Below are 25,150 nucleotides of genomic sequence, written 5' to 3'. Positions count from 1 at the left end.
TTCGGGCGGGCGTAGCGCACTGAGCTGGTGGATCCCCCGCCTCCCCCGGGGCGTCCCCGTCGCGAGGCACCGCGTGCAGGAAGCCATGCGGGACTGGGGAGAGCCGGACGAGCGCGTCGAGACGGCGGCCCTGGTCGTGACCGAGCTGGTCGCGAACGCGGTGGAACACACCGCGGGCCGGCGGATCCGGTGCCGCCTCCTGCGGACCTCCGGCCGCGTGCGGATCTGCGTGTGGAACCGTGGCAGGCTGCACGTGCCCGACCTGCCCGGACCGCGGAAACCCGAGCCGTCGGACGCCCCGCCGGGCGGGCCGTTCGGTTCGGAGGGCCCCGGCCCGGTGGCCTCCGGCGGGCCGGACGGCACCGGCGACGGCTTCGACCTCGCCTCGGTGGCCGAGGGCGGTCGGGGCCTGATGCTCGTGGACGCGCTGGCGACGCGTTGGGGTACCGGCACCAGCGTGTCCGGCCGACTCGTGTGGGCCGATGTCTGAACCCTGCCGGACGGCTCAGGCGAGCGCCGTCCGGCACTCCGGGTGACCCCAGCCGTTCGGGTTCTTGGCGATCATGTCCTTGGCCGCGTACGGCTTCCCGCAGTGGCACCGGCCCGCGAACTTGGCACGGATCGTGCCGCTGCCCGAGCTCTTCCTGGCCGTGGAGCCGGCCGCTGAGCCGCTCCTGGCCGCGCCCGGGCCCGACGTCCGGCTCTTCGTCGAGCGGGCCGGGGCCGGCACCGGCATGTCCGCGGTGCCGTGCGCGGTCCCCGCGGCCCGCTGGGAGACCGCGACCTCGCTCGCGGCCTGGTCGGCCACGGCGTTGAGCGGATCGCCGTCCACCTGGTGCGCCGGCACGTAGCGGAAGGTCACGCTGCGGCCGCCCAGCAGTTCGTCGATGCCGACCACCAGCTCCCGGTTGGCGACCGGCTTACCGCCCGACGTCTTCCAGCCGTTCCGCTTCCACCCCGGCAGCCACTTGGTCACCGCGTTCATCGCGTACTGCGAGTCCATGCGCACCTCGACGGGCACGGCGGGATCGGTCGACCTCAGCAGTTCCAGCAGGGCGGTGAGCTCCGCGACGTTGTTGGTGGCGGTGCCCAGGGGGCCCGCCTCCCACCGCTGGGGATTCCCCTGGCCGTCTGCCACGACCCATGCCCAGGCAGCAGGTCCCGGATTGCCCTTGGATGCCCCGTCACACGCGGCGATGATGCGCTCGTCCATGCCCCGATCATGCCAGCCCGGGAGGTCAGGGCACGATCGAGTCGATGTACCCGCCGTCCACCCGCACGGCCGCGCCCGTGGTGGCGGACGCCTGCGGCGAGCTGAGGTAGACGACGAGGTTCGCGATCTCCTCGGGCTCGATGAGTCGCTGGAGCAGGGACTGGGGGCGGTACTCCCGCATGAACGCGCGCTGGGCCTCGTCCCACGGGAGGTCCTCGCCGACGAGCTCGTGGACGAAGTCCTCGACACCGCCGGTGTGGGTGGGTCCGGCGATCACGGAGTTCACCGTCACCCCGCTTCCCGCGGCCTCCTTGGCGAAGCCGCGGGAGACGGCGAGCAGCGCTGTCTTCGACATGCCGTAGTGGATCATCTCGGCGGGGATGACGACCGCGGAGTCGCTGGCGATGTTCTGCACGCGGCCCCAGCCCCGCCCGGTCATGCCGGGCAGATAGTGGCGGATCAGACGCACCGCACTGAGGACGTTGGTGTCGAAGTAGGTGCGCCACTCGTCGTCGGTGATGTCCAGCGGCGGCCGGGAACCGAAGATGCCGAGGTTGTTGACGAGGATGTCGGCGGCGGGCACGGCCTCGAGGAGCTCGGCGGCCCCCTGCTCCGTGGCGAGGTCGCAGGCGACCGTGAGCGGGCCGGCGTCCGGCACCGCGCAGCGCAGCACGTCGGCCGCCACGTCGAGGCGGTCGCGGCTCCGCCCGGTGAGCACCACGCGTGCTCCGGCACCGGCCAGCCCGGTGGCGATGGCGAGGCCGATGCCCTGGGAGGAACCGGTCACGACCGCGGTCCTGCCGGCAAGATCGATACGCATGTCGCGGTCCTCTCGTCCCATGTTTGCGGTCCATCGGGTGCACCAGGTCGTCTCCACCCTGGCACCTCCCGGCAGGGGACGCCTTCCGGCCGACGTGGCACGGGGCTCCCGAACCGGTGGAACCGGCCGGGAGCCCCGTGGCGTGCGTCAGAGAACGCCGGAACCGGAGACGGCGATCTGCGCCTTGGTCTTACCGGTGGAGGAGCCGTAGGTCTCGATCTTGCGGACGAGCGCCATGCTCTCCTCGTCGGCGACCTCGCCGAACACCACGTGCTTGCCGTCCAGCCACGGGGTGAGGACGGTGGTGATGAAGAACTGCGACCCGTTGGTGTTCGGGCCGGCGTTGGCCATCGAGAGCAGACCCGGCTTGTCGTGCTTCAGGGTGAAGTTCTCGTCGGCGAACTTCTCGCCGTAGATGCTCTTGCCGCCGGTGCCGTTGCCCCGGGTGAAGTCACCGCCCTGGAGCATGAAGTCCGGGATGACACGGTGGAACGGGGAGCCGGCGTAGCCGTAGCCGTGCTCACCGGTGGCCAGCGCGCGGAAGTTCTCCGCGGTCTTGGGGGCAACGTCGTCGAAAAGGTTGAACACGATCCGGCCCGCGGGCTGGTCGTCGATGGTGATGTCGAAATACGCCTTGATGGTCATGGGTCCATCCTGACATCACCCGCCGTCCCCCGGTGCACAGACCCCGCCCCCGGCGGCCGTGGGCTGCACGAATACGGCGTACCACGGGGGTGAGCCGTGGTACGCCGTTTCAGTCAGGGAGAACGCCGCGTCCCCCTATCGGTGCGGGTCAGCGGTTGCCGCGGTGACCGCCGTCGCGGTGACCACCGTCGCGGTGACCACCGTCGCGGTGACCGCCGTCGCGGTGACCGCCGTCGCGGTGACCACCGTCGCGGTACCCACCGTCGCGGTACCCACCGTCACGGTGACCGCCGTCGCGGTACCGGCCCCAGGACTTGGAGTCGACCTTGTGCCCGCGGTTGTCGCGGAGCGTGGCGGTGTCCCGGTTGTCCCACACGTACTGGCGACGGTCCTGGTACACGTCGTGCCGGGTGTCACGGCCGACACCGGTGTGGACGCGGACGGAGGAGCGGCCGGGCAGCCGCATGTCGAACGTGTACGTGCGGCGGCTCTCGTCGCTGAGCGTCCAGCCACGGAGGTTGACGGCGTGACGGCCGGTGTTGGTGACGGTCACCCACTCGGCGTTCAGGCTGCGGTTCGAGCCGTTGTCGCGGCCGGGGCTGTCGTACTGGACCTTGCCCAGGACGACCGCCGAGCGCTGCGCCGGCCGGTTGTGGCCGTGGTCCCGGCCATCGGCCGTCGCCGGCAAGGCCGCTGCGGCGAGCAGGGCGCCTGAGGCGAGAACGGTGGCGGTGATCCGTCGTGCGGAACGGGACATGAAAACCCCTCATCGTGCAGGCCCGGAATGGAGTGCCGGGCGTTTTCCGACCCCGGCGTCGTGCCGGGAACGCAAACTTTGTCCCGCTTCGGAGGTGGCCGAAAGGTGCCCTGGTTCGTGTGACAAAGTGCGGACATTTCTGTCACACACGGCTGCACGCGGCACGGATTCCCGCGGTCGTAGACCTGTCAACCGTTGATCGCTGCACCGACCCTTTCGGGGGGCTGTTCACAGGGCCGCCACAACTCGTTCACCTCGAACCCACTCCCCCTGGCGACCCGGTCCGGACCGGGTGGATCCGTGTAACAAAAGCGACAGCGCTTACCTGGACAAAGGTTCCATTACCGGCGGGAAAGAAGCTCGCGCGTTCGAGCTTTCAGCATCCACCGCGACGGGGCGAGACGAGCGCGCTGACCACCGCTGGTGACCAGCGCGTTCACGGGTGACATCGGGTCCAGGGCCATCGTCCTGGCCAGCAGGACGCCGACGGCCAGCGGGAGGAGGGTCACGGCAAGCGCGGTACCGGCGCTGGTCAGGGTCTGGATGCGGGGGCGCGTCGGCGCGTCGGGGAGCATGGTTCCCATTCCACCGGCCGGGGCCCGTGCCGGGATCGGGTCGGGTACTCAGAGGGGCCGCCCCCTGGTACTCAGTCCGGCGCGCGGCCCCGCCCGTCCTCATCCCTGGGAGGAGGGACCCCAGTGGGAGAACCGGGGCAGCCACTTCACCCGGTAGTCGGGATGCCCGGCGTGCTCGGCGGCCATCTGCCGCACGACGAATCCCAGCCCGACGGCGCGCCCCGAGGTGAAGTCCTGGGCCGGGCGGTCGGTGTCCAGGACCGCGATCTCCTCGTACTCGTCGAGGAGGACCCTGGTGGTCTCGATACGGCGCAGGGTGCGCGCGGGGTCCTGGAAGGCGATGTGCCGGTCGTAGCCGCGCGACCGCACGACGAAGGCGATCCCGCTCGTGCGGTCGTGCACCTCACCGGGTGCTTCGGCCGGCGTCCGCCAGCCGTCGCCCCCCGCCTCCCGTGCGATGCCCTCCTCCTCGGCGAGGCGTGCCCGCACGAATGCCAACAGGTCCGAGTTCTCTGCCATCTGGTTCCGCATCCTTCTCCGTCACAGACCGCGGCGCATGATCCACTCACCGCCACGGGCCCGTTCTGCCCGACCAGCAGAGGATGCCTCACCCGCGTTCCGAGGGCGCAGTCCGCACCGGGCGCGTTCCGTATGACGGACGGTTCACGCGGTCGGCGCACGGTCGCTGCCGGCGTGGCTCAGTGGACCGGGGCCCGGCGGGCCGCCATGAGCAGCGCGATGTCGTCGGGCCGGTCCTCGTCCTGACGGGCCTGCCCGATGACCCGGTCCGCCGTCTCGGCGAGCGGCAGCCGGCACGCCTCGGCGAGGGTGGCGCACAGACGCTCGATGCCTTCGTCGATGTCAGCACCCGCCTTCTCCATCAGCCCGTCCGTGAAGAGTGCCAGGACGGCTCCGGCGGCGAGCCGCAGTTCCGTGACGGGGTACGAGGCGTCCGGGTCGACCCCGAGCACGACGCCGCCGGGGAGGTCCAGGACCTCGGTACTGCCGTCGGGATGCCGCAGGACGGGCTGGGGGTGCCCGGCACGGACTGCTCGGAAGACACCGGTGGCGGGGTCGAGCAGCACGAAGCAGCAGCTGGCGAACTGCCCAGGGTCCAGGCCGATCAGCAGCCTGTTTGGTGGCGCCCATGATCTCGTGCGGTTCGTGCCCGATCAGCGCGAAGGCCCGTACGGCGCTGCGTAGCTGGCCCATGGTGGCGGCCGCCGCGACACCGTGCCCCTGGACGTCCCCGATGACCAGGGCGAGTCGGGCGGCGGTCTCGATGACGTCGTACCAGTCGCCCCCGACCTCGATGTCCTGGGTGCCGGCGAGATAGCGCCCGACGGTGTCGACGTGGTCGACGACGGGCAGCCGGTGGGGCAGCAGGGCCTCCTGGAGTCCCCCGGGCGAGCGCTGCCTCGGTGTCGTAGCGCCGGGCACGTTCGAGTGCCTGGGCGATGAGACCGGCCAGTGCGGTGAGGACGGTGCGTTCCTCCGGGCTGAAGCCGCGGGGCCGGTCGAAGCCGAGGACGCACGAGCCGACGGGGCGGCCCGAGGCGATGAGCGGCAGGCGCGGGCGCCGACACTGGCGTCCAGGGGGATGCCCGGGTACGCGGCGGCCAGCTGATCCATGGACTCGGAGAACAGCGGCCGTCCGCTCGTGAGCGTCTCGACGCCGGGGATGCGGGAGCGCAGGTAGACCCCGTCCCCGTACCCTCCGACGGCGTCGACGGCACTCACCACGGACCGGGCGAGCACCAGCGACAGCTCGTCGGGGGGTGGGCTGCCTCCGGCGCTCCACGTCACACAGCCAGGATGCGCACCCGCGCGCGGGTGCGCATCCTGCGCCTTGCGCGCTCCTTCAGGTACCGGCGGGGACGGAGGGCTCCGTGCCCGCCCGGGCGCACACCGAGGCGGCGGCCTGGGAGGCGGCGGACAGCATGTCCCGCACCTCCTCCGGATCCGGTGCCGCGGTGAAGGAGCCGCGGGCGCCCAGCCGGCTCAGCAGGCCGGCGGCGAACGCGTCCCCCGCCCCGATCGTGTTGACGACCTCGACCGGTGTGGCCGCGACGGACACCGGTGGCGCGGTCGCCGTGTACGCGGTGCTGCCCCTGGCGCCCCGGGTGAGGACCACGAGCCGTCCCCCGGCCGCCAGATCCCGGCAGGTCTCCTCCGGGTCGGTGCCCGGCCACAGCCGCTCGAGGTCCTCGTCGCTTGCCTTCACGACGTGCGCGAGCCGGCAGAGTTCGCGCAGCGCGGCCGCGCCGTGGTCCGCGCCCAGGGTGCGGTCCCGGCGGACGTTGGGGTCCACGACGAGGAGGGAGTGCTCGGCGGCCGCGCGGGCGGTCGCCCGTACGGCCGAGGCCGCGGGCTCCACGACGGCCGCGAGTCCGCCCACGTACACGGCCCCGAACCCGGCGGCGCGGGTGGACAGGTCCGGCAGTTCGAACGTCGCCGTGTCCTGGAGGTGGAAGTGGTACCCCGTGCCCCCGGCGTCCGGTTCGGCGACGGCCAGCGCGGTGGGCAGGCCGGTGCGTTCGCACAGCGTGAGGTCGGCCCCGGCGGCCCGAAGGCGCTCCTCGATCATGCGGGCGAAGCCGTCGCCTCCCAGTCCCCCGGCGAAGGAGACCGGGGTTCCGAGCCTGGCCAGCCCGACGGCGACGTTGGCCGGGGCACCGCCGAACTGGGCCGCCCGTACCCCGCCGTCGCCCGCCACGGGTACGAGGTCGACGAGCGCCTCACCCACCACGAGGACGGCGCCGGGCCCTCCCGTCACGGCTCGACCACGATCTTGCGGCCGACGCCGGCCTTGAAGCGGTCGACGGCCTGCGGGTACTGGTCCAGGGGCAGTCGGTCGCTGATGAAGACCGCGGGGTCGAGGATCCCGGTCGCGAAGAGGGCCGCGGCGCGCTCGTAGCTGTGCAGGACGGCCATCGACCCGGTGATGGTGATCTCCTGGTTGTAGATGCGGTACGGCTCGATCACCGCCGTCGTCGCGTAGTCGGCGACCCCGAACTGGAGGAAGGTCCCGCCCTTGGCGACGCGTCCCAGGCCGTCCTGGATCGCGGCGGCGTTGCCCGTCGCGTCGATGACGACGTCCCAGCCGCCGGGGCGGTCGAGTTCGTCGGCCCCGGCCGCCGAACGGGAGCAGCCGAGGAGGCCGGCCGTGGCGAGGCGCTCCGGGTTGACGTCCAGGACGTCCACACCCGCCGCCCCGGTGCGCTTGGCGAGCTCCAGCATCATGAGGCCCATGGTCCCGGAGCCGTAGATCAGCACCTCTGCGCCGAGCGTGCTGTTCAGCACGTCGTAGCCGCGGACCGCGCAGGACAGCGGCTCGATCAGGGCGGCGTCCTTGACGTCGATGTGGTCGGGCAGCTTGACGCAGTTGGCTACGGGGGCCACGGCGTACTCGGCGGCTCCGCCTGAGACGGTGACACCGATGGCGGCCCAGCGTTCACAGAGGTTGCCCCGTCCGCTGCGGCAGTAGCGGCACTCGTGGCAGTGCAGGGAGGGGTCGACGGCGACGCGGTCGCCGACGGCCAGTTCCGTGACCTCGCGTCCGACGCCCACGATCTCCCCGGCGAACTCGTGGCCGGGGACGAGCGGCAGGGACGGTGCGAACTCGCCCTGCAGGATGTGCAGGTCGGTGCCGCACAGTCCGCAGGAGGCGACGGCGACGACGACCTCGCGCGGGCCGGGGGTGGGGTCGGGGACGGTGGTGACGGAGACCTTGCCGGGGGCTTCGACGATCGCTGCCCGCATTATTTCACTGCTCCAAGAGACAGGCCCTGGACGAGTTTGTCCTGGGCGGCGTAGCCGGCGGCGAGCACCGGCAGGGACACGACGACGGACGCGGCGCACAGCTGGGCGAGGAAGAGGCCCTGGCTGGTGACGAATCCGGTGAGGAAGACGGGTGCGGTCTGGGCGACGACGCCGGTGAGCACCCGTGCGAAGAGCAGTTCGTTCCAGCTGAAGATGAAGCAGATCAGGGCGGTGGCGGCGATGCCGGGCGCGGCCATCGGCGCGACGACCCTGGCCAGGACGGTCGGCAGTCGCGCGCCGTCCACCTGGGCGGCCTCGATGACGGACACCGGGACGTCCGCGAGGAAGGACTGCATCATCCAGACCGCGATCGGCAGGTTCATCGAGGTGTAGAGCAGGACGAGGAGCCAGATGTTGTCGAGCAGACCCGCGTTCTTGGCGAACAGGTAGACGGGGAGGAGTCCCGCGACGACGGGCAGCATCTTCGTGGAGAGGAAGAAGAACATCACGTCCGTCCACTTGCGTACGCGCCGGATGGAGAGGGCGTACGCGGCCGGGAGCGCCAGCAGGAGCACCAGGACCGTGGAGAAGAAGGAGGCGCCCAGGGAGTTGAGCAGCGGCGGCCAGGGGGTGACGCCCGTGTCGGCGCCGAAGAAGGCCCGGTAACCGTCGAGGGTGAGCGGGGCGAAGAGGGAGGGCGGGTTGGTGGCGGCGTCGGACTCCGCGTGCAGCGAGGTCAGCAGCATCCACAGCGCGGGCAGGCAGAAGGCGAGCCCCGCGGCCCAGGCCAGCAGGCCCAGCGCGGCGGAGCGACGCCTGGCCCTGCGCAGGACACCTCGTGCGGACGGGGCGGGGACGGTTGCGGCGGTCATGCGCGGTTCGCCTCCTCACTGAAGAGGGACGAGACGGTCCGGAGCGCGAAGGTGGCGATGATGATCGTGCCGATCACCACGACGACCCCGGCGGCGGACGCCAGTCCGTATTCGTGGGCCTGGTAGAAGGTCTGGTAGATCGTGTAGGGAAGGTTGGCCGTGTCGAGTCCGCCCGCGGTGATCGTGAACACGGCGTCGAAGTTCTGCACGATGTAGACGGCGCCGAGCAGGACGCCGAGTTCGAGGTACCTGCGCAGGTGCGGCAGGGTCAGGTAGCGGAAGGTCTGCCAGGCGCTCGCCCCGTCGAGACGCGCGGCCTCGACGACCTCCGCCGGCCGGCTCTGGAGTCCCGCGAGCAGGATCAGCATCATGAACGGCGTCCACTGCCAGACCAGGGCGGCGATGACGGCGAGGAGGGGCATGTCCGCGATCCAGTCCGGCTGGCTCGGGGTCGTGTCGCCGAAGAGCTCACCGACCCAGCTGAGCGCGCCGTTGAGGAGTCCGTACTCCGGGTTGTACAGCGCGTGCTTCCACAGCAGCGCGGCGGAGACGGGCACGATCAGGAACGGCGTGATGAGCAGGGTACGGACCAGCCCGCGGCCGAAGAAGGTCCGGTCCAGGAGCAGTGCGAGGGCCAGTCCGAGTACCACGGTGGCGATGACCACGCCCGCGGTCAGCAGGATGGTGGTGAGGACCGAGTCGCGGAGGGCGGCGTCGGTGAAGACCGACGCGTAGTTGTCCAGCCCGCTGAAGGCGCGCTTGTCGGGGCTGAGGGAGTTCCAGTCGAAGAGGGAGATCACCAGGGTCGCCACGAACGGCAGTTGGGTGACGACGATCAGGAAGACCAGCGCGGGCAGGAGCGGGGCCCTGGTGACCCAGGCCCGGGCTCCTGTACTCCTGCGGGCGGGAGTGGGGGCCGGCCGGGGTGGTGACTGCGGGGTGGTGCCGACTGCTGTGGTCATCGGTACTCCTTGGCGACCTGCTCGGCCAGCTTCTGGGAGGTGGCCAGCGCCTTGTCGACGGACTGGCGGCCGGCTATGGCCGCGCTGATCTCCTGGGCGACCCGGGTGCCGAGGTCGGTGAACTCGGGGATGCCGACGAACTGGATGCCGGGTACGGGGCGCGGCTGGGTGCCCGGGTTCTTCGGGTCGGCGCCGGAGATGGCCTGCTCGGTGACGTCCGCGAACGCGCCGGCCTCCTTCCGGTATGCGGGGTTCTTGTAGGTGGAGGCCCGTTTGCCGGCCGGGACGTTGGCCCAGCCGCTGGTCTCGCCGACGAGTTCCTCGTACTCCTTGCTGGAGGCCCAGGACACGAACTTCCAGGCGTCGTCGGACTTCTTGGACGCCTTCTGGATGCCCCAGGCCCAGGTGTAGAGCCACCCCGAGCTCTTGGTCTCCTCGACCGGCGCCGGTACGTAGCCGATCTTGCCCTTCACCGGGGAGCCGGCGGCCTCCAGCGAACCGGCGCCGGCCGTCGCGTCGTACCACATGGCGGTCTTGCCCTGGGTCATGTTGTTGAGGCACTCGGCGTACCCGGACTGGGAGGCCCCGCGCTCCCCGTGCTCGCGTACGAGGTCGACGTAGAACTTCGTGGCCTTCTTGAACTCCGGCGAGGTGAGCCGCGGTTTCCAGTCCTCGGTGAACCAGGTCCCGCCCATGGTGTTGACGACGGTGGTGAGCGGTGCGACGAGTTCGCCCCAGCCGGGCAGTCCGCGCAGGCAGATCCCCTTCATCCCGGGTTCGGCGCCGTCCGCCTCCGCCGCGAGGCCCGCCACCTCCTTCCAGGTGGGGTGCGGGGGCATCGTCAGCCCCTTGGCCTCGAAGACGTCCTTGCGGTACATCAGGAAGGACGACTCGCCGTAGAAGGGCTCGGCGTACAGCGTGCCCTCGGCGGTGAGCGATTCCCTCAGGGGTTCGAGGATGTCTCCCTGGTCGAACCCGGTGTCCTGCTCGGCGTACGTGTCGAGCGGGTGCAGCCAGTCGTTCTTCGCGAAGAAGGGCACCTCGAAGTTGCTGATGGTGCCGACGTCGTACTGTCCCGCCTGGTTGGAGAAGTCCTGGCTGATCTTGTCGCGGACGTCGTTCTCCGGGAGCACGGTGAAGTGCACCTTGATGCCGGTCTCCGCGGTGAAGTGCTCGGCGGTGAGCTTCTGCAGCTCGACCATCTGAGGGTTGTTCACCATGAGGACGTTCAGGGCGTCACCTCCTCCGAAGGCGGTTCCGCCGGCTCCGGCGCAGCCGGCGCCGAGAAGGGCCATGGCTGCCGTGCCCGCGACCGCACGCACGCGGGTCCCGCGGCGTCGTTGCTGGTGGGGCATAAAGTCTCCTGATCGTTCGTAGCGGCTCGTTGATCGGTGCCCGTGGTCCTCGGTCCTCCTGACCGTTCCGGGCATGACGGGGCCGGCCTCCGGCCTCCCGAGGGGGACGAGGCGGTGCGGGGGCGGGTCCGGGTCAGACCCGGATCACGTTGGGGCCGAGCAGGGAGTAGCGCTGGGCCTCGGCGGAGGGCAGCCCGGTGTCGGTGACGACGGCCTCGAAGTCGCCGACACCCGCGAAGCGGCAGAAGCTGACCGCTCCGAACTTCGAGTGGACCCCGGCGAAGACACGGCGCCGGGCGCTGCGCATGGCCTGCGCCTTGACCTCGCCCACCGCCGGGTCGGGGGTGGTCAGCCCGTACTGGCGGGAGATGCCGTTCGCTCCGACGTAGGCCAGGTCGATGACGAAGTCGGCGAGCATGCGGGTGGCCCAGTGGTCGACGGTCGCCATCGTGCTGCCGCGGAGGCGCCCGCCGAGCAGGAGTACGGCGGTCTTCTCGGCGTCCGCGAGGACCGTGGCGACGGCCAGGGACGCCGTGACCACGGTCAGCGGCCGGTCCGTGGGAAGGGCTTCGGCGATGAGCTGCGGGGTGAAGCCCTCGTCGACGAACACCGTCTCGGCGTCACCGAGAAGGTCGGCGGCGGCCTTCGCGATCCGTGACTTCTGCGGCACGTGGTGGGTGGTGCGCATGGCCAGGGTGGTCTCGAACCCCGCGCTCTCGACGGGGTACGCACCACCGTGCGTGCGCCGCACGAGACCGTGCTCCTCCAGGGTGTGCAGATCGCGCCGGATGGTCTCCTTGGCCACCTCGAACCGTTCGGCCAGCCGGTTCACGTCGACCGCCCCGTCCTGTCGGGCCGTCTCGAGTATTCCCCGTCGGCGTTCCTCGGTGCCCACGACACATCCCTGCACTAGTACGGATCCGGTGCGGTCCCGGCGTCCGTTCGGGCCCACGCATCGTTTGTACAAGCTGAAACGGCAGTACGACCAGCACCTTCGCGTCACGGCCTGCGCCCGTTCACGCCCGTTTCACCACGGGTTTCCGCACTGGTGGCCCGGGACACGGCGGCGACAGGGCGTCCGGAGTGCGCCCGCTTGACCCACGGAGGCGCCCGTTCGGCGCCCGTATGCGGTCACACGGCGTCAGGGCTTGTAGCACGGGCGGCCCCGGAGGACAGGTGGAACGGCCGGTAAATGTCTGATTGCCTACCTCAAAACATGATTTCGGCCAACAATCCGCGTCTCGGGCCCCTGAGGACAACCTCGGGCCAGGCAGTCGCCTCTCATGGGCAGAAGCGACTCCACCGCCCCCACCGGGCACCAGGACATCGGAGAACGATGAGCACCAGAACCCCCCGCAACCGGCTGTGGCGCCCGGTGGTCGCCGCCGCCGCGGCGATCGCCGTGACCGCGGGCGTCGCCGCCGCCACGCCCGACACGAAGAAGGCGGCCACGGTCCCGCGGCTCGGCCTGGTCGCCGCGTCGAATTCGGTGACGCTCGACTCGTGGAAGGAGGAGCCCGGCGTCTACCTGGACCTCGGGACCTACCTCACCGCCTCCGGTGCGCCGTTCGAACTGCGCGTGACCAGGAAGAGCTACAAGGACCCGGTCGTCGCGACCCAGATCCTCCGCACGGGGAAGAAGACCCGTACCAAGGTCCTGCCCGCGGGGCTGGTGAAGGACTTCTCGGGGCTGCCCGGCTTCATCGGCGTCACGGTCCGGGACACCGCGGGCAGGACGGTCGCGACCCGCACGGAGTCGTTCTGCCCGAACAACGCCTCCGGCCGGATCGAGCCCGGCGCCCCGGCCACGTCGAAGTATCCCGAGAGCTGTCCCGTGAACCCCTTCACCCTCGGCTCGGTGTGGGGCGTCGAGAACGGCTGGGCGTCCAACACCTACGCCGGTTACTACTCGGCGCCGGTCGCCCTCCCGGCCGGGAAGTACACCGCCGAGGTGTCCGTCACCAAGCGCTACCGGGACATCTTCCAGATCGCCGACGCACCGAAGACGGTCAAGGTGACGGTGCGCGAGCGCAGTTGGGAGGAGGAGAGCCCCGCTCCCTCCCCGGCCGCCCGCTCAGCGTCCGGGCACGCGGGCCACGGGGCCGGACACTCGGCCCACGCCGGCCACGGCGCGAAGCGCCCGCCCGCCCCGGTCGCCGCGACCACCGGCGCCGGCACCTCGTACAACGTGGGCCACGGGCCCTACGCGCCCGCGCCCGCGGCTCTGCCCTGGGCCGCCGCACGCCAGGGCTTCCGGGCGTCGGAGGGCGACGGCCCGGGACGCACGGACGGCTCCCGGCAGGCACCGGCCGTGCGGCCGAACGCCCAGCGTCCGACGGGCCGGGCGGCCGTGCCGGACGTCCCCAAGCCCGACCTGCGTTCCCTGCCCGCCTACGGCATCACCATCGGCGCGGGTGACGCCGGAGCGCCCGGCAAGGACTACCTGGCCTTCAGCGCCAACGTGTGGAACGCGGGCCCCGCGCAGTTGGTCGTGGACGGCTTCCGGAAGCCGGGCAACGCGCTCATGGACGCGTACCAGTACTTCTACGACGCCTCGGGCAAGCAGGTCGGCTACACCCCGACCGGCACCATGGAGTGGGACCCCCGCCCGGGGCACGAGCACTGGCACTTCACCGACTTCGCGAGCTACCGGCTGCTCAAGGCCGACAAGAGGGAGACCGTGCGCAGCGGCAAGGAGGCCTTCTGCCTGGCCAACACCGACGCGGTCGACTACACGGTGAAGAACGCCAACTGGCACCCGGACAACACGGATCTGTCCACGGCCTGCGGCCAGGAGAACTCCATCTCCGTGCGGGAGGTGCTCGACGTGGGTTCCGGTGACACGTACACGCAGGACCTTCCCGGGCAGTCCTTCGACATCACGGGACTGCCGAACGGCACGTACTACATCCAGGTGCTGGCCAACCCGGAGAAGCGGCTCAAGGAGACCGACCTCAGCAACAACAGCGCCCTGCGGAAGGTGGTCCTCGGCGGGAAGCCGGGTGCCCGCACGGTGAGCGTGCCCAAGCACGACCTGGTCGACGCCCCCTGACGCGTCCTCCGTCGCGCGGCCCCCGGGAAGACTCCCGGGGGCCGTCCGCGTGGCCCGGCGGCGCCTCAACTGCCGCTCACAGCAGAGTTGCTGTGGCAGAATTCGCCGGCGGAGCGGTCCACCTCATCTGCAACGGAGCTCGTCATGACGACTGGGACACCTCATCCCCCGATCGACACCAGCAGGCCCCACTCGGCACGCGTCTACGACTCGCTGCTCGGCGGCAAGGACAACTACCCGGTGGACCAGGCCGTGGCCGAGCAACTGCCGGCCGAGGCGAAGACCGGAGCCTTCCAGAACCGCGCCTTCATGAACCGCGCGACGGCCTGGCTGGCCGGCGAGGGCGTCGACCAGTTCCTCGACATAGGCACGGGCATCCCGACCGCGCCGAACCTGCACCAGATCGCCCAGGAGATCAATCCGTACGCGAAGGTCGTCTACTGCGACAACGACCCGATCGTCCTGCGGCACGCGGAGGCCCTTCTGATCAGCCGGCCGGAGGGGGCGACCGACTACGTGCACGCGGACGTGCTCGAGCCCGCCACCATCGTCGAGGCGGCCCGCAAGGTCCTGGACTTCGACCGCCCGGTCGCCCTCTCGCTCCTGGGGCTCCTCCACTTCCTGCCCGACGACGTCGACCCGCGGGGCATCGTGCGCACGCTGGCGGCCGCCCTGGCCCCGGGGAGCTACGTGGTGCTGTCCCAGGGCGCGTCGGACGTGAACCCCGAGCGCGGAGAGAAGGGTGCGGCCGAGTACGGCAAGGGCGGCATCCGGCTCGCGCTGCGCACCCGCGCCGAGTTCGCCCGCTTCTTCGAGGGCCTGGACATCGTCGAGCCGGGTCTGGTGACCGCTCCCGAGTGGTTCCGCGGCACGCCTGCGCCCGAGCAGGAGCTGAGCGGCGTCTACGTCGCGGTCGCGCGCATTCCGTAGTGACGGCCCGGAAGGGGAGGTCCTCATGACCGAAGGTCGACGGCACGCCGCGGCCGAGGCGTTCGACGCCATCGGCGCCGACTACGAGCAGGCCTTCGCCGGCTCGTCCGCGCACCGCGCCTCCCTGGACCGGCTGCTGGCACGGCTGACCCCGCGCAGCAGGGTGCTGGACGTCGGCTGCGGCACGGGCCGGCCGACCGCCGACGTACTCGCCGCCGCCGGGCACGAGGTGCTGGGCGTCGACGTCTCGCCCGTCATGGTGGGACTGGCGTCCCGTCGCGTCCCCACGGCCTCCTTCCGCTGCGCCGACATCCGGGCGGTCCCGCTGGAGGAGGAGGGCTTCGACGCGGTCTGCGTCTACTTCTCGCTGCTGCAGATGACGCGTGACGAGCAGCGTTCGCTCGTCCGTCGCCTGGCGGGGGCGCTGAGGCCGGGCGGTCATCTGGTGCTGGCGACCGTGCCTCTGGACGTGGAGGACGTGAGCGCCGTCTTCATGGGCCAGGAGGTGCGGGTGACCAGCTTCGGTCCCGAGGCCTTCAGGGCGCTGGCCACCGGGGCCGGTCTCTCCGTCGTGGACGAGGAGCGGACCGTCTTCACCCCGTCCCACCCGGGGGCGGTGTCCGAGCCCCACCTCTTCCTGCACTGCCGCCGGGAAGCGGCCGCTCCGGGAGCGTGACGCGGCCGCACCGCGTCACGGCTGCCCGTCGGTCCCGGGCTGCAGGACCTGTTCCGTCCAGATCACCTTGCCGCCGTCGTCGGTGTAGCGCGTGCCCCAGCGTTCGGCCAGTTGGGCGACGAGGAACAGGCCTCTGCCTCCCTCGTCCATGGTGGCCGCCTGGCGCAGATGGGGCGAGGTGCTGCTGCGGTCTGACACCTCGCAGATGAGCGTCCTGTCACGGATCAGCCGGACGCGGATGGGCCCGGTGGCGTAGCGGATGGAGTTGGTGACCAGTTCGCTCAGGATCAGCTCGGTCGTGAACGCCTCCTCGACCAGGTCCCACTCGGCCAGTTTGCGGGACACGTCGGAGCGGACCCGGCCGACCGCCGAGGGGTCGGAGGGGACGTCCCACTCGGCCACGTTCTCCGCGGCGAGGCGGCGGGTGCGGCCGACCAGCAGCGCGACGTCGTCACGGGCCCTGGCGGGTACCAGGACGCGGAGGACGGCCTCGCAGGTCTCCTCCGGTGACCGGTCGGGGTGCCCGGACAGGGTCCGGCGCAGCAGTTCGAGCCCTTCGTCGATGTCGCGGCGCCGGTCCTCGACGAGCCCGTCGGTGTAGAGGACCAGCCTGCTGTTCTGTGCGAGCTGTACGTCGAGGGTCTCGAAGGGCATGCCGCCGAGGCCCAGGGGCGGGCCGCCGGGCACGTCCGCGAAGACGGCCTCACCCTCGGGACCGACGATCACGGGCTGGAGGTGGCCGGCCCGCGCCATGGTGCAGCGGCCGGAGGCCGGGTCGTAGATCGCGTAGAGACAGGTGGCCCCGGTGACCCCGGATCCGTCGGAGCCGTTGGCCGACTCGTCCAGGTCGATGCGGGTCACCAGTTCGTCCAGGTGCCACAGCAGTTCGTCGGGGGGCAGATCCAGGCTGGAGAAGTTGTGGACCGCCGTGCGGAGGCGTCCCATCGTGGCGGCCGCGTGGAGCCCGTGTCCGACCACGTCACCGACGACGAGGGCGACCCGGGCGCCGGGCAGCGGGATGATGTCGAACCAGTCGCCGCCGACACCGCCCAGCCCGCCGAGTCCGGCCTGCGCGGGGAGGTAGCGGTAGGCGGCGTCGATGGCACTCTGGTCGGGCAGCCCCTGCGGCAGCAGACTGCGCTGCAGGGTGACCGCCACGTTGTGCTCGCGCGAGTAGCGGCGCGCGTTGTCCATGCTCACCGCGGCACGCGCGACGATCTCCTCCGCGACGGACAGGTCCTCGTCCTCGAACGGCTCGGGGCGCTGCGCGCGCCAGAACATGGCCACGCCGAGGACCACGCCCCTGGCCCGCATCGGGACGGCGATCAGCGAGTGGAATCCGCACTCCACCATGCGCTCGGCCCGTTCGGGGTGCTGCTGCTGCCAGCCGGAGAGCCGTGCCAGGTCGGTGTCGAGGACGGACCTGCCCCTGAGCAGGCCGGCCCCGATCTCCGTGGACGGCAGGAAGCGGATGACCGAGCCCAGCGGATGCAGGCCCGTGTCGTCGCGGGCGCCGCTGAACGCCGACCGGCGCAGGCCGTCGGTGGTGGCGCGCACGGCCGTCGGTTCCTCTCCGCGCAGAACGCCCTCGGCGAGGTCCACGGTGGCGTAGTCGGCGAACCTCCCGGTGGCGAACTGCGCCAGTTCCTCGCACGTCCGTATGACGTCCAAGGCGGTGCCGATCTCCGTTCCCGCGTCGTAGAGGAGCTTCAGCCTGCCGCGTGCCGTGGCGGCCTTGCCGGTGAGGGCCTGCAGTTCCGTGGTGTCCCGGAGCGTCGTGACGGTGCCGGGAGGGCCGCCGTCCCGGTCGGTGGTCCGCTGGCTGACGGCGAGCAGACGGTCGCCCACGGAGTGCACCTCGTCGGTCGCGATGCGTCCCGTGGTCAGGATCCCGGTGATCACCGGGTTGAGGCCGAGTTCGGGCACGGGCGTGCCCTCGGCGTCCGGACGGATCCCGAGGAGCCGTCGTGCCTCGTCGTTGGCGAGCAGGAGCCGTCCGTCGCCCCCGACGATGACCACGCCCTCGCGCACGGCGTGCAGAACGGCGTCGTGGTGCTCGTACATCCGGGTCATCTCGGTCGGTCCGAGGCCGTGCGTCTGACGTTTCAGACGGCGGGTGACGAGGGCCGTGCCGCCCATCGCGAGCAGCAGTATCCCGGCGGCCGAACCGAAGAGGAGGGGGAACTGGTCCTCGGCGACGCCGCTGACCTTGCTGATCGTGATACCGGCGGACACCAGGCCCACCACGCGGCCGTTCGCGCCGGTCACGGGTACCACGGCCTGGACGAGCGGACCGATGGTCCCGTCGATCTTCTCGGTCACGACCCGGCCTTCCAAGGCGGGCCCCACGTCGCCGACGAACTTCTTGCCGATGCGGTCGGGCAGCGGGTGCGTGTACCGGACGCCATCGAGGTTCAGGACGACGACGAAGTCGACGCCGGACCCCTTGCGCGCCGCCTCGGCCTTCGGCTGGAGCACGGCACTGGGGTCGGGGCTCTTCAGTGCGGCTTCCATGCCCGGGCCGTTGGCGAAGGCCTCCGCCACGGCGACCGAGCGGTTGCGTGCCTCGCGTTCGCTGTCCGCGTGGGACTGCAGCACGAGCGCGGTCGCGGAGGCAGCGACGAGCAACACCACGATCGCCACCTGCAGGAGAAAGACCTGACCAGCGACGCTTCTCATTCGGAGAAACGAACGCGGGCGGCCGTAGCGTCCGGCCATGCCCCCCTTTTTACACCCTGGTCATACGCCGGGCGAGCGGTGCGGCGCGGCTGCCCCGGAAGCCGTGGCGGCCCGGGACCGGCCCTTCAGACGCCCGCGGGTTCCCGTGCCTCCCCGCCGTCCTCGTGAGCGAGCCGGTGCGGCCACCAGACACGCGGCCCGATGTCGAGGAAGAGGGAGGTGACCAGCACGGACCTGACGACCAGGGTGTCCAGGAGGACGCCCAGGGCGACCGCGAACCCGATCTCCGCGAAGGCCACCACCGGAAGGGTCCCGAGTGCGGCGAAGGTGCCGGCCAGGACGAGGCCCGCCGAGGTGATGACCGCCCCGGTGGCGGCGAGCCCGGTGACCACGCCCGCGCGGGTGCCCTGGTGCAGGGCCTCCTCGCGGATCCGGGTGGTCAGGAAGATGTTGTAGTCGATGCCGAGGGCCACCAGGAAGACGAACACGAACAGCGGGAAGTCCGTGGTCTCACCGGCGTAGTCGAAGACGTGGCGGAAGGCGAGGGCGCTGACACCGAGGGCGGCGGTGAAGGACAGCACGACGGTGGCGATCAGGATCAGGGGTGCCAGCAGGGCGCGCAGCACCAGCGCCAGGATGATCAGTACGACCAGCAGCACGAGGGGGATGATCAGCAGGTTGTCGTGCCGGGTGGCGTCGTCCATGTCGAGTGCCGCCGCCGTGTCGCCGCCGACCCGCGCGTCGGCTCCCGGGATCCGGTGCACGGCGTCGCGGACCCGCTCCACGGTGCGCTCGGCCGCCTTGCTGTCCCCGGCGTCGGACATGGTCGCTTCGAAGATCACCCGGCCGTCGTTCTCGGGACGGGCGCCGGGCGGCACGACGAGGGATCCCGGCAGCACCCCGCGGGTCCCCTCGACGGCGGCACGCACCTGACCGCTCCGGTCCGCCGCCGCGATGACGACCAGAGGGCTGCCGACACCGGCCGGGAAGTACCGCTCCTGGATCTGCTGCCCCGCGATGGAGTCCGGTGTGCCGGGGAAGGAGTCGGCGTTGCTGAGTCCGGCCGCGCGCAGCTGGACGAGCCCCACGGACAGGGCGGCGAGCACCAGTACGGTGACCACCCAGACCCTGCGCGGGTGCACGGCCAGCCGTTGACCGGTCCGCGCCCAGAACCCGTGCTCGGTGGGCTCCGGTGTGCCGAGGTGCGGGACCACGGGCCAGAAGACCCAGCGGCCGAAGATCACCAGGAGGGCCGGGAGGAGGGTGAGCATGGCGATCAGCGCGATGGCCACCCCGATCGCGGCCACCGGTCCGAGGCCACGGGTCGAGTTCATCTCGGCCACCACGAGGACGAGCATGCTCAGCACCACGGTGCCGCTGCTGGCCAGCACGGCGGGCCCGGCGCGGTGCAGGGCCCGGGCCATGGCCTCGTGGCGGTCCTCGTGGCGCCGCAGCTCCTCGCGGTAGCGGGCGACGAGCAGCAGGGCGTAGTCCGTGCCGGCACCGAAGACGAGGACGGTCAGGATGCCCGCGCTCTGACCGTTCACGGTCAGTCCGGCGTGCGCCGCGAGCAGGTAGATGACGGCCTGCGCGGTGAGGAGCGCGGCGACGACCGAAACGACCGGGAGCACGAGCAGCGTCGGGCTGCGATACGTGATCAGCAGCATCACGATCACCACGGCGAGTGCGGCGAGGAGCAGGGTCGAGTCGATGCCCGAGAAGGCGTCGGCCGAGTCGGCGGCGACCCCGCCGGGGCCCGTGATGTGCACCGCGAGCCCGCCGCCTCCGTCCCCCACGATGTCCCGTACGGAGTCGACGGCGGGACCGATCCGTTCCCAGCCCTTCTCGTCCATGGTGATCGGCACGAAGATCTGGGCGGCGGAGGGACCGGCCTTCCTGTCGTAGACGGGGCCGCGGGTCTCCTCGCCCCGTACGCCGTGCGCGCTGAGCGTCATGAGCTGCCGCTCGTCCCCGGCGATCCGGCTACGGTCCGCCGCGGTCAGGCCGCCGTCGCGGGCGTACACGACGATGGCGGTGATGATCTCGGGCCGGAACTCCTTGGACTCCTCCCAGACCTGCGTGGACTCGGCGCTGGTGGGGAGCCAGGAGGCCGCGTCGTTGTCCTGCGCTCCCATGAGCTTCCCCGCGAGCGGTGCCGCGACGACGAGGACGACGAGCCACAGCACCACGACGAGCCATTTGGTGCGGCGTCCGCACAACAGCCGGGCCACTCCACGCATGCCGATCCCGCCCCTTCGTCCTGTCCCGTGGCGGCGAGACTAGAAGGGGCGCGAGGGCACGGGACGATGACATGCCGTGCCCACCGGGTGCCGGCCACGGTCGGAGCAGTGCACACGTCCGTGAACCGTCGCCCGTACGGCTCGGCGCTCACCCCGGGGTGGCGGTCGGCCGGGCGGCGGTCACCGGTGGGCGGGGCGGCCGAAGCGCACCCGGACGCCCGGTGAGTACAGGACGCTCGACGGCTCGCCGGCGGGTGCCGGCAGACCGGCCGCCGTCACCAGGTTCTCGTCGCACTCCAGGAGTCGTGCGCGGTGCAGGGGCCAGCGGGGGTGTGCGTTCGGGAGGTACACCGCGCGCCCGTGCAGGGTGCTGTGCATGCCCCAGCGCGCGGTGAGGAAGTGCTCGAGCTCGCTGGGCGCCTCGATGCGCCCGCCGGTGCGCAGCACGATCCGGCTGTGGGCGCCCCGGGGGCCGGGGAGACGCCGTCTGCTGGTGTAGGTGAGGGTGTCGGCGTCGCGCCGGACCGACATCCGGGACCATACGTACGGAAGCCGGAAGACGGTCCGGGCGAACACCACGGGGATCAGCCTGGAGGCGTCGAGCGAGCGGAAGACCACCCCGCGTCTGCCGTGCGCGTCCCGGGAGTACAGCCGGACGTTGGTCTCGGGGAAGGTACCCAGGTAAGGGATACCGGGGATGCGGAACCATCCGACGCGGTGCATCCGGAAGGCGACCAGTCCGACGTAGGTGACCCCGTCGAGGGTGTCGGGCACGGTTCCGGCGGGCAGGAGCGGCGCCACGTCCCGGGGGTCGGCCGCCCAGTGCAGGAACGCCAGGTCCAGCCAGGACTGCGTCATCAGCGGGTTCATCGCCGGGTGCGGCGGGTCGGGGGTGACGGGCTGCGGCGTACGGGGTGTGGGCGGCACCCGGACAGGATGGCAGAGCGGGCGGGGGCGCGCGTGCGGGACCGCTACTGCAGGGCGCGCACCGCCGCGCCGAACAGCACGGGCAGCCGGTGCGCGGCGGGCACGATCAGCCCGGCGGTCGCGGGGTGCGCCGCGGCTCCGAGCAGGGCCCCGGTGAGCAGCCGGTGCCGTCGCGTCAGCCGCGCCCAGCGGGCCGGGTAGGCCTCGGGCCGGCCCACGGCGAGGCAGTCGACCGCGGCCGACGCGGTCGCCACCGCCAGGGCGATGCCCTCGCCGGTGAGCGCGTCGACGTAGCCCGCCGCGTCACCGGCCAGCAGGACCCGCCCGGCTACCGGTGCGCTCGCGACCTGGCGCAGGGGGCCCGCGCCGCGTACGGGACCCGCCTCCAGGCCCCGGAGCGTGCGGGCGAGCGCGGGGAAGGCGGTGAGGTGCTGCTCGTGGGAGCGCCGGTGGCGGCTGAGTACGGCGACCCCCAGCAACTCCTCCCCCACCGGTGTCACGTACGCCTCCCCACGGCGCGACCAGTGCACTTCCACGAAGTCCGTCCAGGGGGCGATGCGGTAGTGGCGGCGCAGCCCGTACCGGCGGGGCGAGGGGCAGGGGCGTTCCAGGCCGAGTGAGCGGCGCACCGGGGAGTGCAGGCCGTCGGCGGCGATGAGCCAGCGTGCCGTCAGGCCCGCCGTGGTGACGCCGTGGTCGTCCTGGCGCACCTCCCCCGCCCGCCCCACGACGACGCGCACCCCGAGTTCCACGGCGCGCCGGTGCAGGGCGGCGTGCAGCTCGGTCCGGCGCACCCCGAGCCCGGGCCCGCCCCGGAAGACCGCCACCGCCCGCCGTGCGCCCTCGACGTACCGGATCCCCCGGAGCGTACTTCCCGCCGGGGTGACCCCCAGCGCGCGCAGGGCGGCCACCCCGCTGGGCATGATCCCTTCGCCGCAGGCCTTGTCCACGGGCAGGGGGCGGGGTTCGACCACGACGGCCTCCAGACCGGCCGTGGCGGCCCGGATCGCCGCCGCCAGTCCGGCCGGTCCGCCGCCCGCCACCAGGATGTCGATCACGCGCGCGCCTCCGCTCCCGCCGGGGCGGCCAGCGCGCCGTCCTCGCACCGGATGCGCACGGCCATGAGCGCCGCGTTGAGCACGGTGAACACGACGGCGGTCACCCACGCGCCGTGGACCAGCGGCAGGGCCGCTCCTTCGGCGGCGACGGCCACGTAGTTGGGATGGCGCAGCCACCGGTAGGGGCCTCCGGTCACCAGGGGCAGCCCCGGGACGACGATGACCCGGGTGTTCCAGCGACGCCCCAGGGTGCGGACGCACCACCAGCGCAGGGCCTGGGCCACGGTCACCACCGCGATCATGGTCCAGCCGAGGAGCGCCGGGAATGCGCGTCCGGCCAGCCAGGTCTCGGCGAGACACGCGACGAGCAGCGCGGTGTGCAGGGCCACCATCGCGGGGTAGTGCCCGCGGCCGGCCTCGGTGCCGCCCCGGGCCAGGCTCCAGCGGGCGTTGCGGAGCGCCACCGCGAGCTCGGCGACCCGCTCGGCGGCGACGGCCAGCACGAGGGCCGTGTACCAGATCATGCGTTCCTCCGGACTACCAGCGCAGCAGCACCAGTTCGCAGCAGAAGCCGGGCCCCATGGCCATCAGCAGGCCGGGCGCCCCCGGCTCGGGCCCGCGCTGTTCCATGGTGTCCCGCAGGACGTGCAGGACCGAGGACGAGGAGAGGTTCCCGGTCTCGGCCAGCGAGCGCCAGGTGAAGTCCAGGGCTCCCTCGGGCAGTGACAGGACGTCGGTGACCGCCTCCAGGACCTTGGGGCCGCCGGGGTGACTGATCCAGCGGGCGATGTCCTTGGGCTTCAGCCCGTGCTCCTCCAGGAAGCCCGTGACGTCCTCGGCGAGGTACCGGCGCACGACGTCGGGGACTGCGGGGTCGAGCACCACGGTGAAGCCGGAGCCGCGGATGTCCCATCCCATGACGTGTCCGGTGTCCGGGTACAGACGGCTGCGGGTGTCCACCACCTCGGGGCCGTCCACCCGCGCCGGGTGGGATCCGCCGACGAGGACGGCGGCCGCGGCACCGTCACCGAACAGGGCGGTCGCGACCAGGTTGGCGGCGCTCGCGTCGTCGCGCTGGAAGGTCAGGGAGCAGAGTTCGACCGAGAGCAGGACGGCGACCTGTCCGGGCCGGCCGAGCAGGTAGTCGTGCAGCCGCGCCACCCCGGCGGCCCCCGCCACGCAGCCCAGCCCGAAGACGGGGAGGCGTTTCACGTCGGGGCGCAGACCGAGACGTCCGACGAGTCGTGCGTCGATGGAGGGCGCCGCGATCCCCGTGACCGAGGTGAACATCAGCAGGTCGACGTCGGCGGGCCGCAGCCCCGCCTTGCGCAGGGCGCCCCGGACGGCTTCGGCGCCCAGGTCGACGGCGGCGCCGATGAACACGTCGTTGGCCGCCCCGAATCCGTCCAGTCCGGCGTAACCCTCCAGGGGCAGCACCGTGTTCCGGGTGCGCACGCCGGCGTTCGCGTGGATCCGGTCCAGCACCCGCCGGTCGGACCCGTCCGGCAGGCAGGTGCGCGCCACCATGTCGGTGACGGCCCGCTGGGTGTGGCGGTGCGGTGGCAGGACTCCGTGCACCGCCGCGATCCGGGTCACCCTGGCCACCGCTTCGGAGAGGTCATGGACCACATCCTGCCTACAGCTCGGGTCAAATCGGAGCATATGCGACGCGCGGCTGCCGTGTTCGTGCGCCCTGGGGCCCCTACGATCGCCCCGTGGACACCACGGACCGGCCGCCGGCACCCGCTCGCGCCACCCGTCTGCCGCGCGGGTGGGCGGGTCTCGCGCTGTCCTGCCATCCCGGACCGGTCGTGGCGGTGACGGTCCTCGTGTCGGCACTGGCCGTCGGCTCGGGTCCGGGGAGCGGCCGTCCGGCCCTGATCACCGGCGCGGTGCTCACCGGGCAGCTCTCGGTGGGCTGGTGCAACGACGCCTACGACGTGCTTCGTGACGCCGAGGCCGGCCGCCTGGGGAAACCGGTCGCCCAGGGCGCGACGAGCCCGGGCACGGTGTGGGGCGCGGCGTTCACGGCGCTGTTCCTGTGCGTGGTGATGTCGTTCGCGTGCGGTGCCGCGGCGGGGACCGCGCATCTGACCGGGGTCGCGGCGGCGTGGGCGTACAACCTGAGGCTCAAGGAGACCGTGCTGTCGTGGCTGCCGTACGCGATCGGTTTCGGCAGCCTGCCGTGCCTGGTCGCCCTCAGCCTGCCCGGGAGTACGTGGCCCGCGTGGTGGGCGGTGGCGGCGGGCGCGCTGCTCGGTGTCGCGGCCCATCTGGGGGACGTCCTGGCGGACATCGAGGCGGATCTCCGGGCGGGCGTCCGCGGCCTTCCCCAGCGGCTGGGGGCGGCACGCACCCGGCTGCTGCTCCCGCTGCCCCTGGCCGCGGCCACCGCGGTGCTGGTCCTGGGCCCCCCGGGGGCTCCCGGCGGACCCGCTGTCGCAGTCCTCTGCGGGGTGGCGGTCTGCGCCGTGGTGGTGACGACGGTGTGCGCCGGCCCGCGGCGGGGCGGGAGTTGGCGCAAGACGGCGCTCGCGGGGACCGTCGTGGTGGCGTCCGCCGATGTGGCGCTGCTGCTGACGCGGGGTACGGGGGTCGCCTGACGGGCCGTACCGGACGGCCCGTCA

Annotated in this window: 23 protein-coding genes and 1 pseudogene; 5 read left to right on the top strand and 19 right to left on the bottom strand. The window is 72.1% G+C overall.

Features of this window, described 5'->3' with window-relative positions:
* Window positions 1-31 precede the first annotated feature (31 nt).
* A complete protein-coding gene (locus LWJ43_RS30690; protein WP_277336037.1) occupies window positions 32-490 on the top strand; it encodes an ATP-binding protein in 459 nt (152 codons plus the stop codon).
* 15 nt (window positions 491-505) lie between these two features.
* Here the strand turns inward: LWJ43_RS30690 and LWJ43_RS30685 are convergent, their stop codons facing one another.
* The 13 genes and pseudogenes from LWJ43_RS30685 to LWJ43_RS30625 all read right to left on the bottom strand — a co-directional run bounded on the left by LWJ43_RS30685 (window position 506) and on the right by LWJ43_RS30625 (window position 11,856).
* Window positions 506-1,213, bottom strand: coding sequence for a ribonuclease H family protein (locus LWJ43_RS30685; protein WP_277335428.1), 708 nt, complete (start codon window positions 1,211-1,213; stop codon window positions 506-508).
* A gap of 25 nt (window positions 1,214-1,238) precedes the next feature.
* Window positions 1,239-2,033: an SDR family NAD(P)-dependent oxidoreductase gene (locus LWJ43_RS30680; protein WP_277335427.1), complete on the bottom strand. Its 795-nt coding sequence runs from the start codon at window positions 2,031-2,033 to the stop codon at window positions 1,239-1,241.
* A gap of 147 nt (window positions 2,034-2,180) precedes the next feature.
* Window positions 2,181-2,678 (bottom strand): peptidylprolyl isomerase, encoded by a 498-nt coding sequence (locus tag LWJ43_RS30675; RefSeq protein ID WP_277335426.1) that lies wholly within the window; start codon window positions 2,676-2,678, stop codon window positions 2,181-2,183.
* Between the two features lie 148 nt (window positions 2,679-2,826).
* Window positions 2,827-3,435, bottom strand: coding sequence for a lamin tail domain-containing protein (locus tag LWJ43_RS30670; protein WP_277335425.1), 609 nt, complete (start codon window positions 3,433-3,435; stop codon window positions 2,827-2,829).
* A gap of 341 nt (window positions 3,436-3,776) precedes the next feature.
* A complete protein-coding gene (locus tag LWJ43_RS30665) occupies window positions 3,777-4,010 on the bottom strand; it encodes a hypothetical protein (protein WP_277335424.1) in 234 nt (77 codons plus the stop codon).
* A 99-nt stretch (window positions 4,011-4,109) separates the two neighbouring features.
* A complete protein-coding gene (locus LWJ43_RS30660; RefSeq protein ID WP_277335423.1) occupies window positions 4,110-4,529 on the bottom strand; it encodes a DUF6221 family protein in 420 nt (139 codons plus the stop codon).
* Between the two features lie 179 nt (window positions 4,530-4,708).
* A pseudogene (locus LWJ43_RS30655) lies at window positions 4,709-5,717 on the bottom strand (PP2C family protein-serine/threonine phosphatase); the annotation flags it as partial.
* 154 nt (window positions 5,718-5,871) lie between these two features.
* Window positions 5,872-6,786: a PfkB family carbohydrate kinase gene (locus LWJ43_RS30650; protein ID WP_277335422.1), complete on the bottom strand. Its 915-nt coding sequence runs from the start codon at window positions 6,784-6,786 to the stop codon at window positions 5,872-5,874.
* Entirely contained in the window at window positions 6,783-7,772 is a 990-nt protein-coding gene (locus tag LWJ43_RS30645; RefSeq protein WP_277335421.1) for a zinc-dependent alcohol dehydrogenase family protein, read from the bottom strand. The genes LWJ43_RS30650 and LWJ43_RS30645 overlap by 4 nt, the downstream gene beginning before the upstream one ends.
* Window positions 7,772-8,644: a carbohydrate ABC transporter permease gene (locus LWJ43_RS30640; RefSeq protein ID WP_277335420.1), complete on the bottom strand. Its 873-nt coding sequence runs from the start codon at window positions 8,642-8,644 to the stop codon at window positions 7,772-7,774. Before LWJ43_RS30640 ends, LWJ43_RS30645 begins: the two co-directional genes overlap by 1 nt.
* On the bottom strand, window positions 8,641-9,606 hold the full coding sequence (locus LWJ43_RS30635) for a carbohydrate ABC transporter permease (RefSeq protein ID WP_277335419.1): 966 nt from the start codon (window positions 9,604-9,606) through the stop codon (window positions 8,641-8,643). The genes LWJ43_RS30640 and LWJ43_RS30635 overlap by 4 nt, the downstream gene beginning before the upstream one ends.
* Entirely contained in the window at window positions 9,603-10,961 is a 1,359-nt protein-coding gene (locus LWJ43_RS30630; protein ID WP_277335418.1) for an ABC transporter substrate-binding protein, read from the bottom strand. The genes LWJ43_RS30635 and LWJ43_RS30630 overlap by 4 nt, the downstream gene beginning before the upstream one ends.
* A gap of 133 nt (window positions 10,962-11,094) precedes the next feature.
* Window positions 11,095-11,856, bottom strand: coding sequence for a DeoR/GlpR family DNA-binding transcription regulator (locus tag LWJ43_RS30625; RefSeq protein WP_277335417.1), 762 nt, complete (start codon window positions 11,854-11,856; stop codon window positions 11,095-11,097).
* Between the two features lie 441 nt (window positions 11,857-12,297).
* Here LWJ43_RS30625 and LWJ43_RS30620 point away from each other — a divergent pair, with 441 nt between their 5' ends.
* From LWJ43_RS30620 to LWJ43_RS30610, 3 genes are all read left to right on the top strand, one after another.
* Window positions 12,298-14,013 (top strand): lysyl oxidase family protein, encoded by a 1,716-nt coding sequence (locus tag LWJ43_RS30620; RefSeq protein WP_277335416.1) that lies wholly within the window; start codon window positions 12,298-12,300, stop codon window positions 14,011-14,013.
* Between the two features lie 144 nt (window positions 14,014-14,157).
* Window positions 14,158-14,943, top strand: a complete 786-nt coding sequence (locus LWJ43_RS30615) for an SAM-dependent methyltransferase (protein ID WP_277335415.1) — start codon at window positions 14,158-14,160, stop codon at window positions 14,941-14,943.
* Window positions 14,944-14,968: 25 nt separating this feature from the next.
* The gene (locus LWJ43_RS30610) at window positions 14,969-15,619 is read left to right on the top strand and encodes a class I SAM-dependent methyltransferase (protein ID WP_277335414.1); all 651 of its coding nucleotides are present in this window, start codon (window positions 14,969-14,971) and stop codon (window positions 15,617-15,619) included.
* Between the two features lie 15 nt (window positions 15,620-15,634).
* Here LWJ43_RS30610 and LWJ43_RS30605 read toward each other — a convergent pair whose 3' ends face one another.
* The 6 genes from LWJ43_RS30605 to LWJ43_RS30580 form a co-directional block, all read right to left on the bottom strand.
* Complete coding sequence (locus tag LWJ43_RS30605; protein ID WP_277335413.1) at window positions 15,635-18,337, bottom strand: SpoIIE family protein phosphatase; 2,703 nt, start codon at window positions 18,335-18,337, stop codon at window positions 15,635-15,637.
* Window positions 18,338-18,423: 86 nt separating this feature from the next.
* Window positions 18,424-20,538, bottom strand: a complete 2,115-nt coding sequence (locus LWJ43_RS30600; protein WP_277335412.1) for an MMPL family transporter — start codon at window positions 20,536-20,538, stop codon at window positions 18,424-18,426.
* Between the two features lie 180 nt (window positions 20,539-20,718).
* A complete protein-coding gene (locus tag LWJ43_RS30595) occupies window positions 20,719-21,465 on the bottom strand; it encodes a YqjF family protein (RefSeq protein WP_277335411.1) in 747 nt (248 codons plus the stop codon).
* 44 nt (window positions 21,466-21,509) lie between these two features.
* Window positions 21,510-22,523: an NAD(P)/FAD-dependent oxidoreductase gene (locus LWJ43_RS30590; RefSeq protein ID WP_277335410.1), complete on the bottom strand. Its 1,014-nt coding sequence runs from the start codon at window positions 22,521-22,523 to the stop codon at window positions 21,510-21,512.
* Window positions 22,520-23,047, bottom strand: a complete 528-nt coding sequence (locus tag LWJ43_RS30585; protein ID WP_277335409.1) for an isoprenylcysteine carboxyl methyltransferase family protein — start codon at window positions 23,045-23,047, stop codon at window positions 22,520-22,522. The genes LWJ43_RS30590 and LWJ43_RS30585 overlap by 4 nt, the downstream gene beginning before the upstream one ends.
* A gap of 13 nt (window positions 23,048-23,060) precedes the next feature.
* Window positions 23,061-24,119 (bottom strand): type III polyketide synthase, encoded by a 1,059-nt coding sequence (locus tag LWJ43_RS30580; protein WP_277336036.1) that lies wholly within the window; start codon window positions 24,117-24,119, stop codon window positions 23,061-23,063.
* Window positions 24,120-24,238: 119 nt separating this feature from the next.
* On the opposite strand from LWJ43_RS30580, the gene LWJ43_RS30575 reads away from it, so the two are divergent.
* Window positions 24,239-25,126 carry a UbiA family prenyltransferase gene (locus tag LWJ43_RS30575; protein ID WP_277335408.1) on the top strand — a complete coding sequence of 296 codons (888 nt, stop codon included), beginning with the start codon at window positions 24,239-24,241 and terminating at the stop codon, window positions 25,124-25,126.
* Window positions 25,127-25,150 lie beyond the last annotated feature (24 nt).

The sequence above is a fragment of the Streptomyces sp. JH34 genome, from assembly GCF_029428875.1.
Taxonomy (GTDB): domain Bacteria; phylum Actinomycetota; class Actinomycetes; order Streptomycetales; family Streptomycetaceae; genus Streptomyces.
Note: the sequence above shows the minus strand (reverse complement) of the source record. Positions and strands in the feature narration are given on the sequence as shown.

Bases quoted from the DNA above. Each gene is read 5' to 3' on its own strand.
- LWJ43_RS30660 (WP_277335423.1), bottom strand. From the start codon at position 4,529: ATGGCAGAGAACTCGGACCTGTTGGCATTCGTGCGGGCACGCCTCGCC.
- LWJ43_RS30585 (WP_277335409.1), bottom strand. From the start codon at position 23,047: ATGATCTGGTACACGGCCCTCGTGCTGGCCGTCGCCGCCGAGCGGGTC.
- LWJ43_RS30665 (WP_277335424.1), bottom strand. From the start codon at position 4,010: ATGCTCCCCGACGCGCCGACGCGCCCCCGCATCCAGACCCTGACCAGC.
- LWJ43_RS30605 (WP_277335413.1), bottom strand. From the start codon at position 18,337: ATGGCCGGACGCTACGGCCGCCCGCGTTCGTTTCTCCGAATGAGAAGC.
- LWJ43_RS30600 (WP_277335412.1), bottom strand. From the start codon at position 20,538: ATGCGTGGAGTGGCCCGGCTGTTGTGCGGACGCCGCACCAAATGGCTC.
- LWJ43_RS30645 (WP_277335421.1), bottom strand. From the start codon at position 7,772: ATGCGGGCAGCGATCGTCGAAGCCCCCGGCAAGGTCTCCGTCACCACC.
- LWJ43_RS30675 (WP_277335426.1), bottom strand. From the start codon at position 2,678: ATGACCATCAAGGCGTATTTCGACATCACCATCGACGACCAGCCCGCG.
- LWJ43_RS30680 (WP_277335427.1), bottom strand. From the start codon at position 2,033: ATGCGTATCGATCTTGCCGGCAGGACCGCGGTCGTGACCGGTTCCTCC.
- LWJ43_RS30640 (WP_277335420.1), bottom strand. From the start codon at position 8,644: ATGACCGCCGCAACCGTCCCCGCCCCGTCCGCACGAGGTGTCCTGCGC.
- LWJ43_RS30670 (WP_277335425.1), bottom strand. From the start codon at position 3,435: ATGTCCCGTTCCGCACGACGGATCACCGCCACCGTTCTCGCCTCAGGC.
- LWJ43_RS30630 (WP_277335418.1), bottom strand. From the start codon at position 10,961: ATGCCCCACCAGCAACGACGCCGCGGGACCCGCGTGCGTGCGGTCGCG.
- LWJ43_RS30615 (WP_277335415.1), top strand. From the start codon at position 14,158: ATGACGACTGGGACACCTCATCCCCCGATCGACACCAGCAGGCCCCAC.
- LWJ43_RS30635 (WP_277335419.1), bottom strand. From the start codon at position 9,606: ATGACCACAGCAGTCGGCACCACCCCGCAGTCACCACCCCGGCCGGCC.
- LWJ43_RS30620 (WP_277335416.1), top strand. From the start codon at position 12,298: ATGAGCACCAGAACCCCCCGCAACCGGCTGTGGCGCCCGGTGGTCGCC.
- LWJ43_RS30610 (WP_277335414.1), top strand. From the start codon at position 14,969: ATGACCGAAGGTCGACGGCACGCCGCGGCCGAGGCGTTCGACGCCATC.
- LWJ43_RS30685 (WP_277335428.1), bottom strand. From the start codon at position 1,213: ATGGACGAGCGCATCATCGCCGCGTGTGACGGGGCATCCAAGGGCAAT.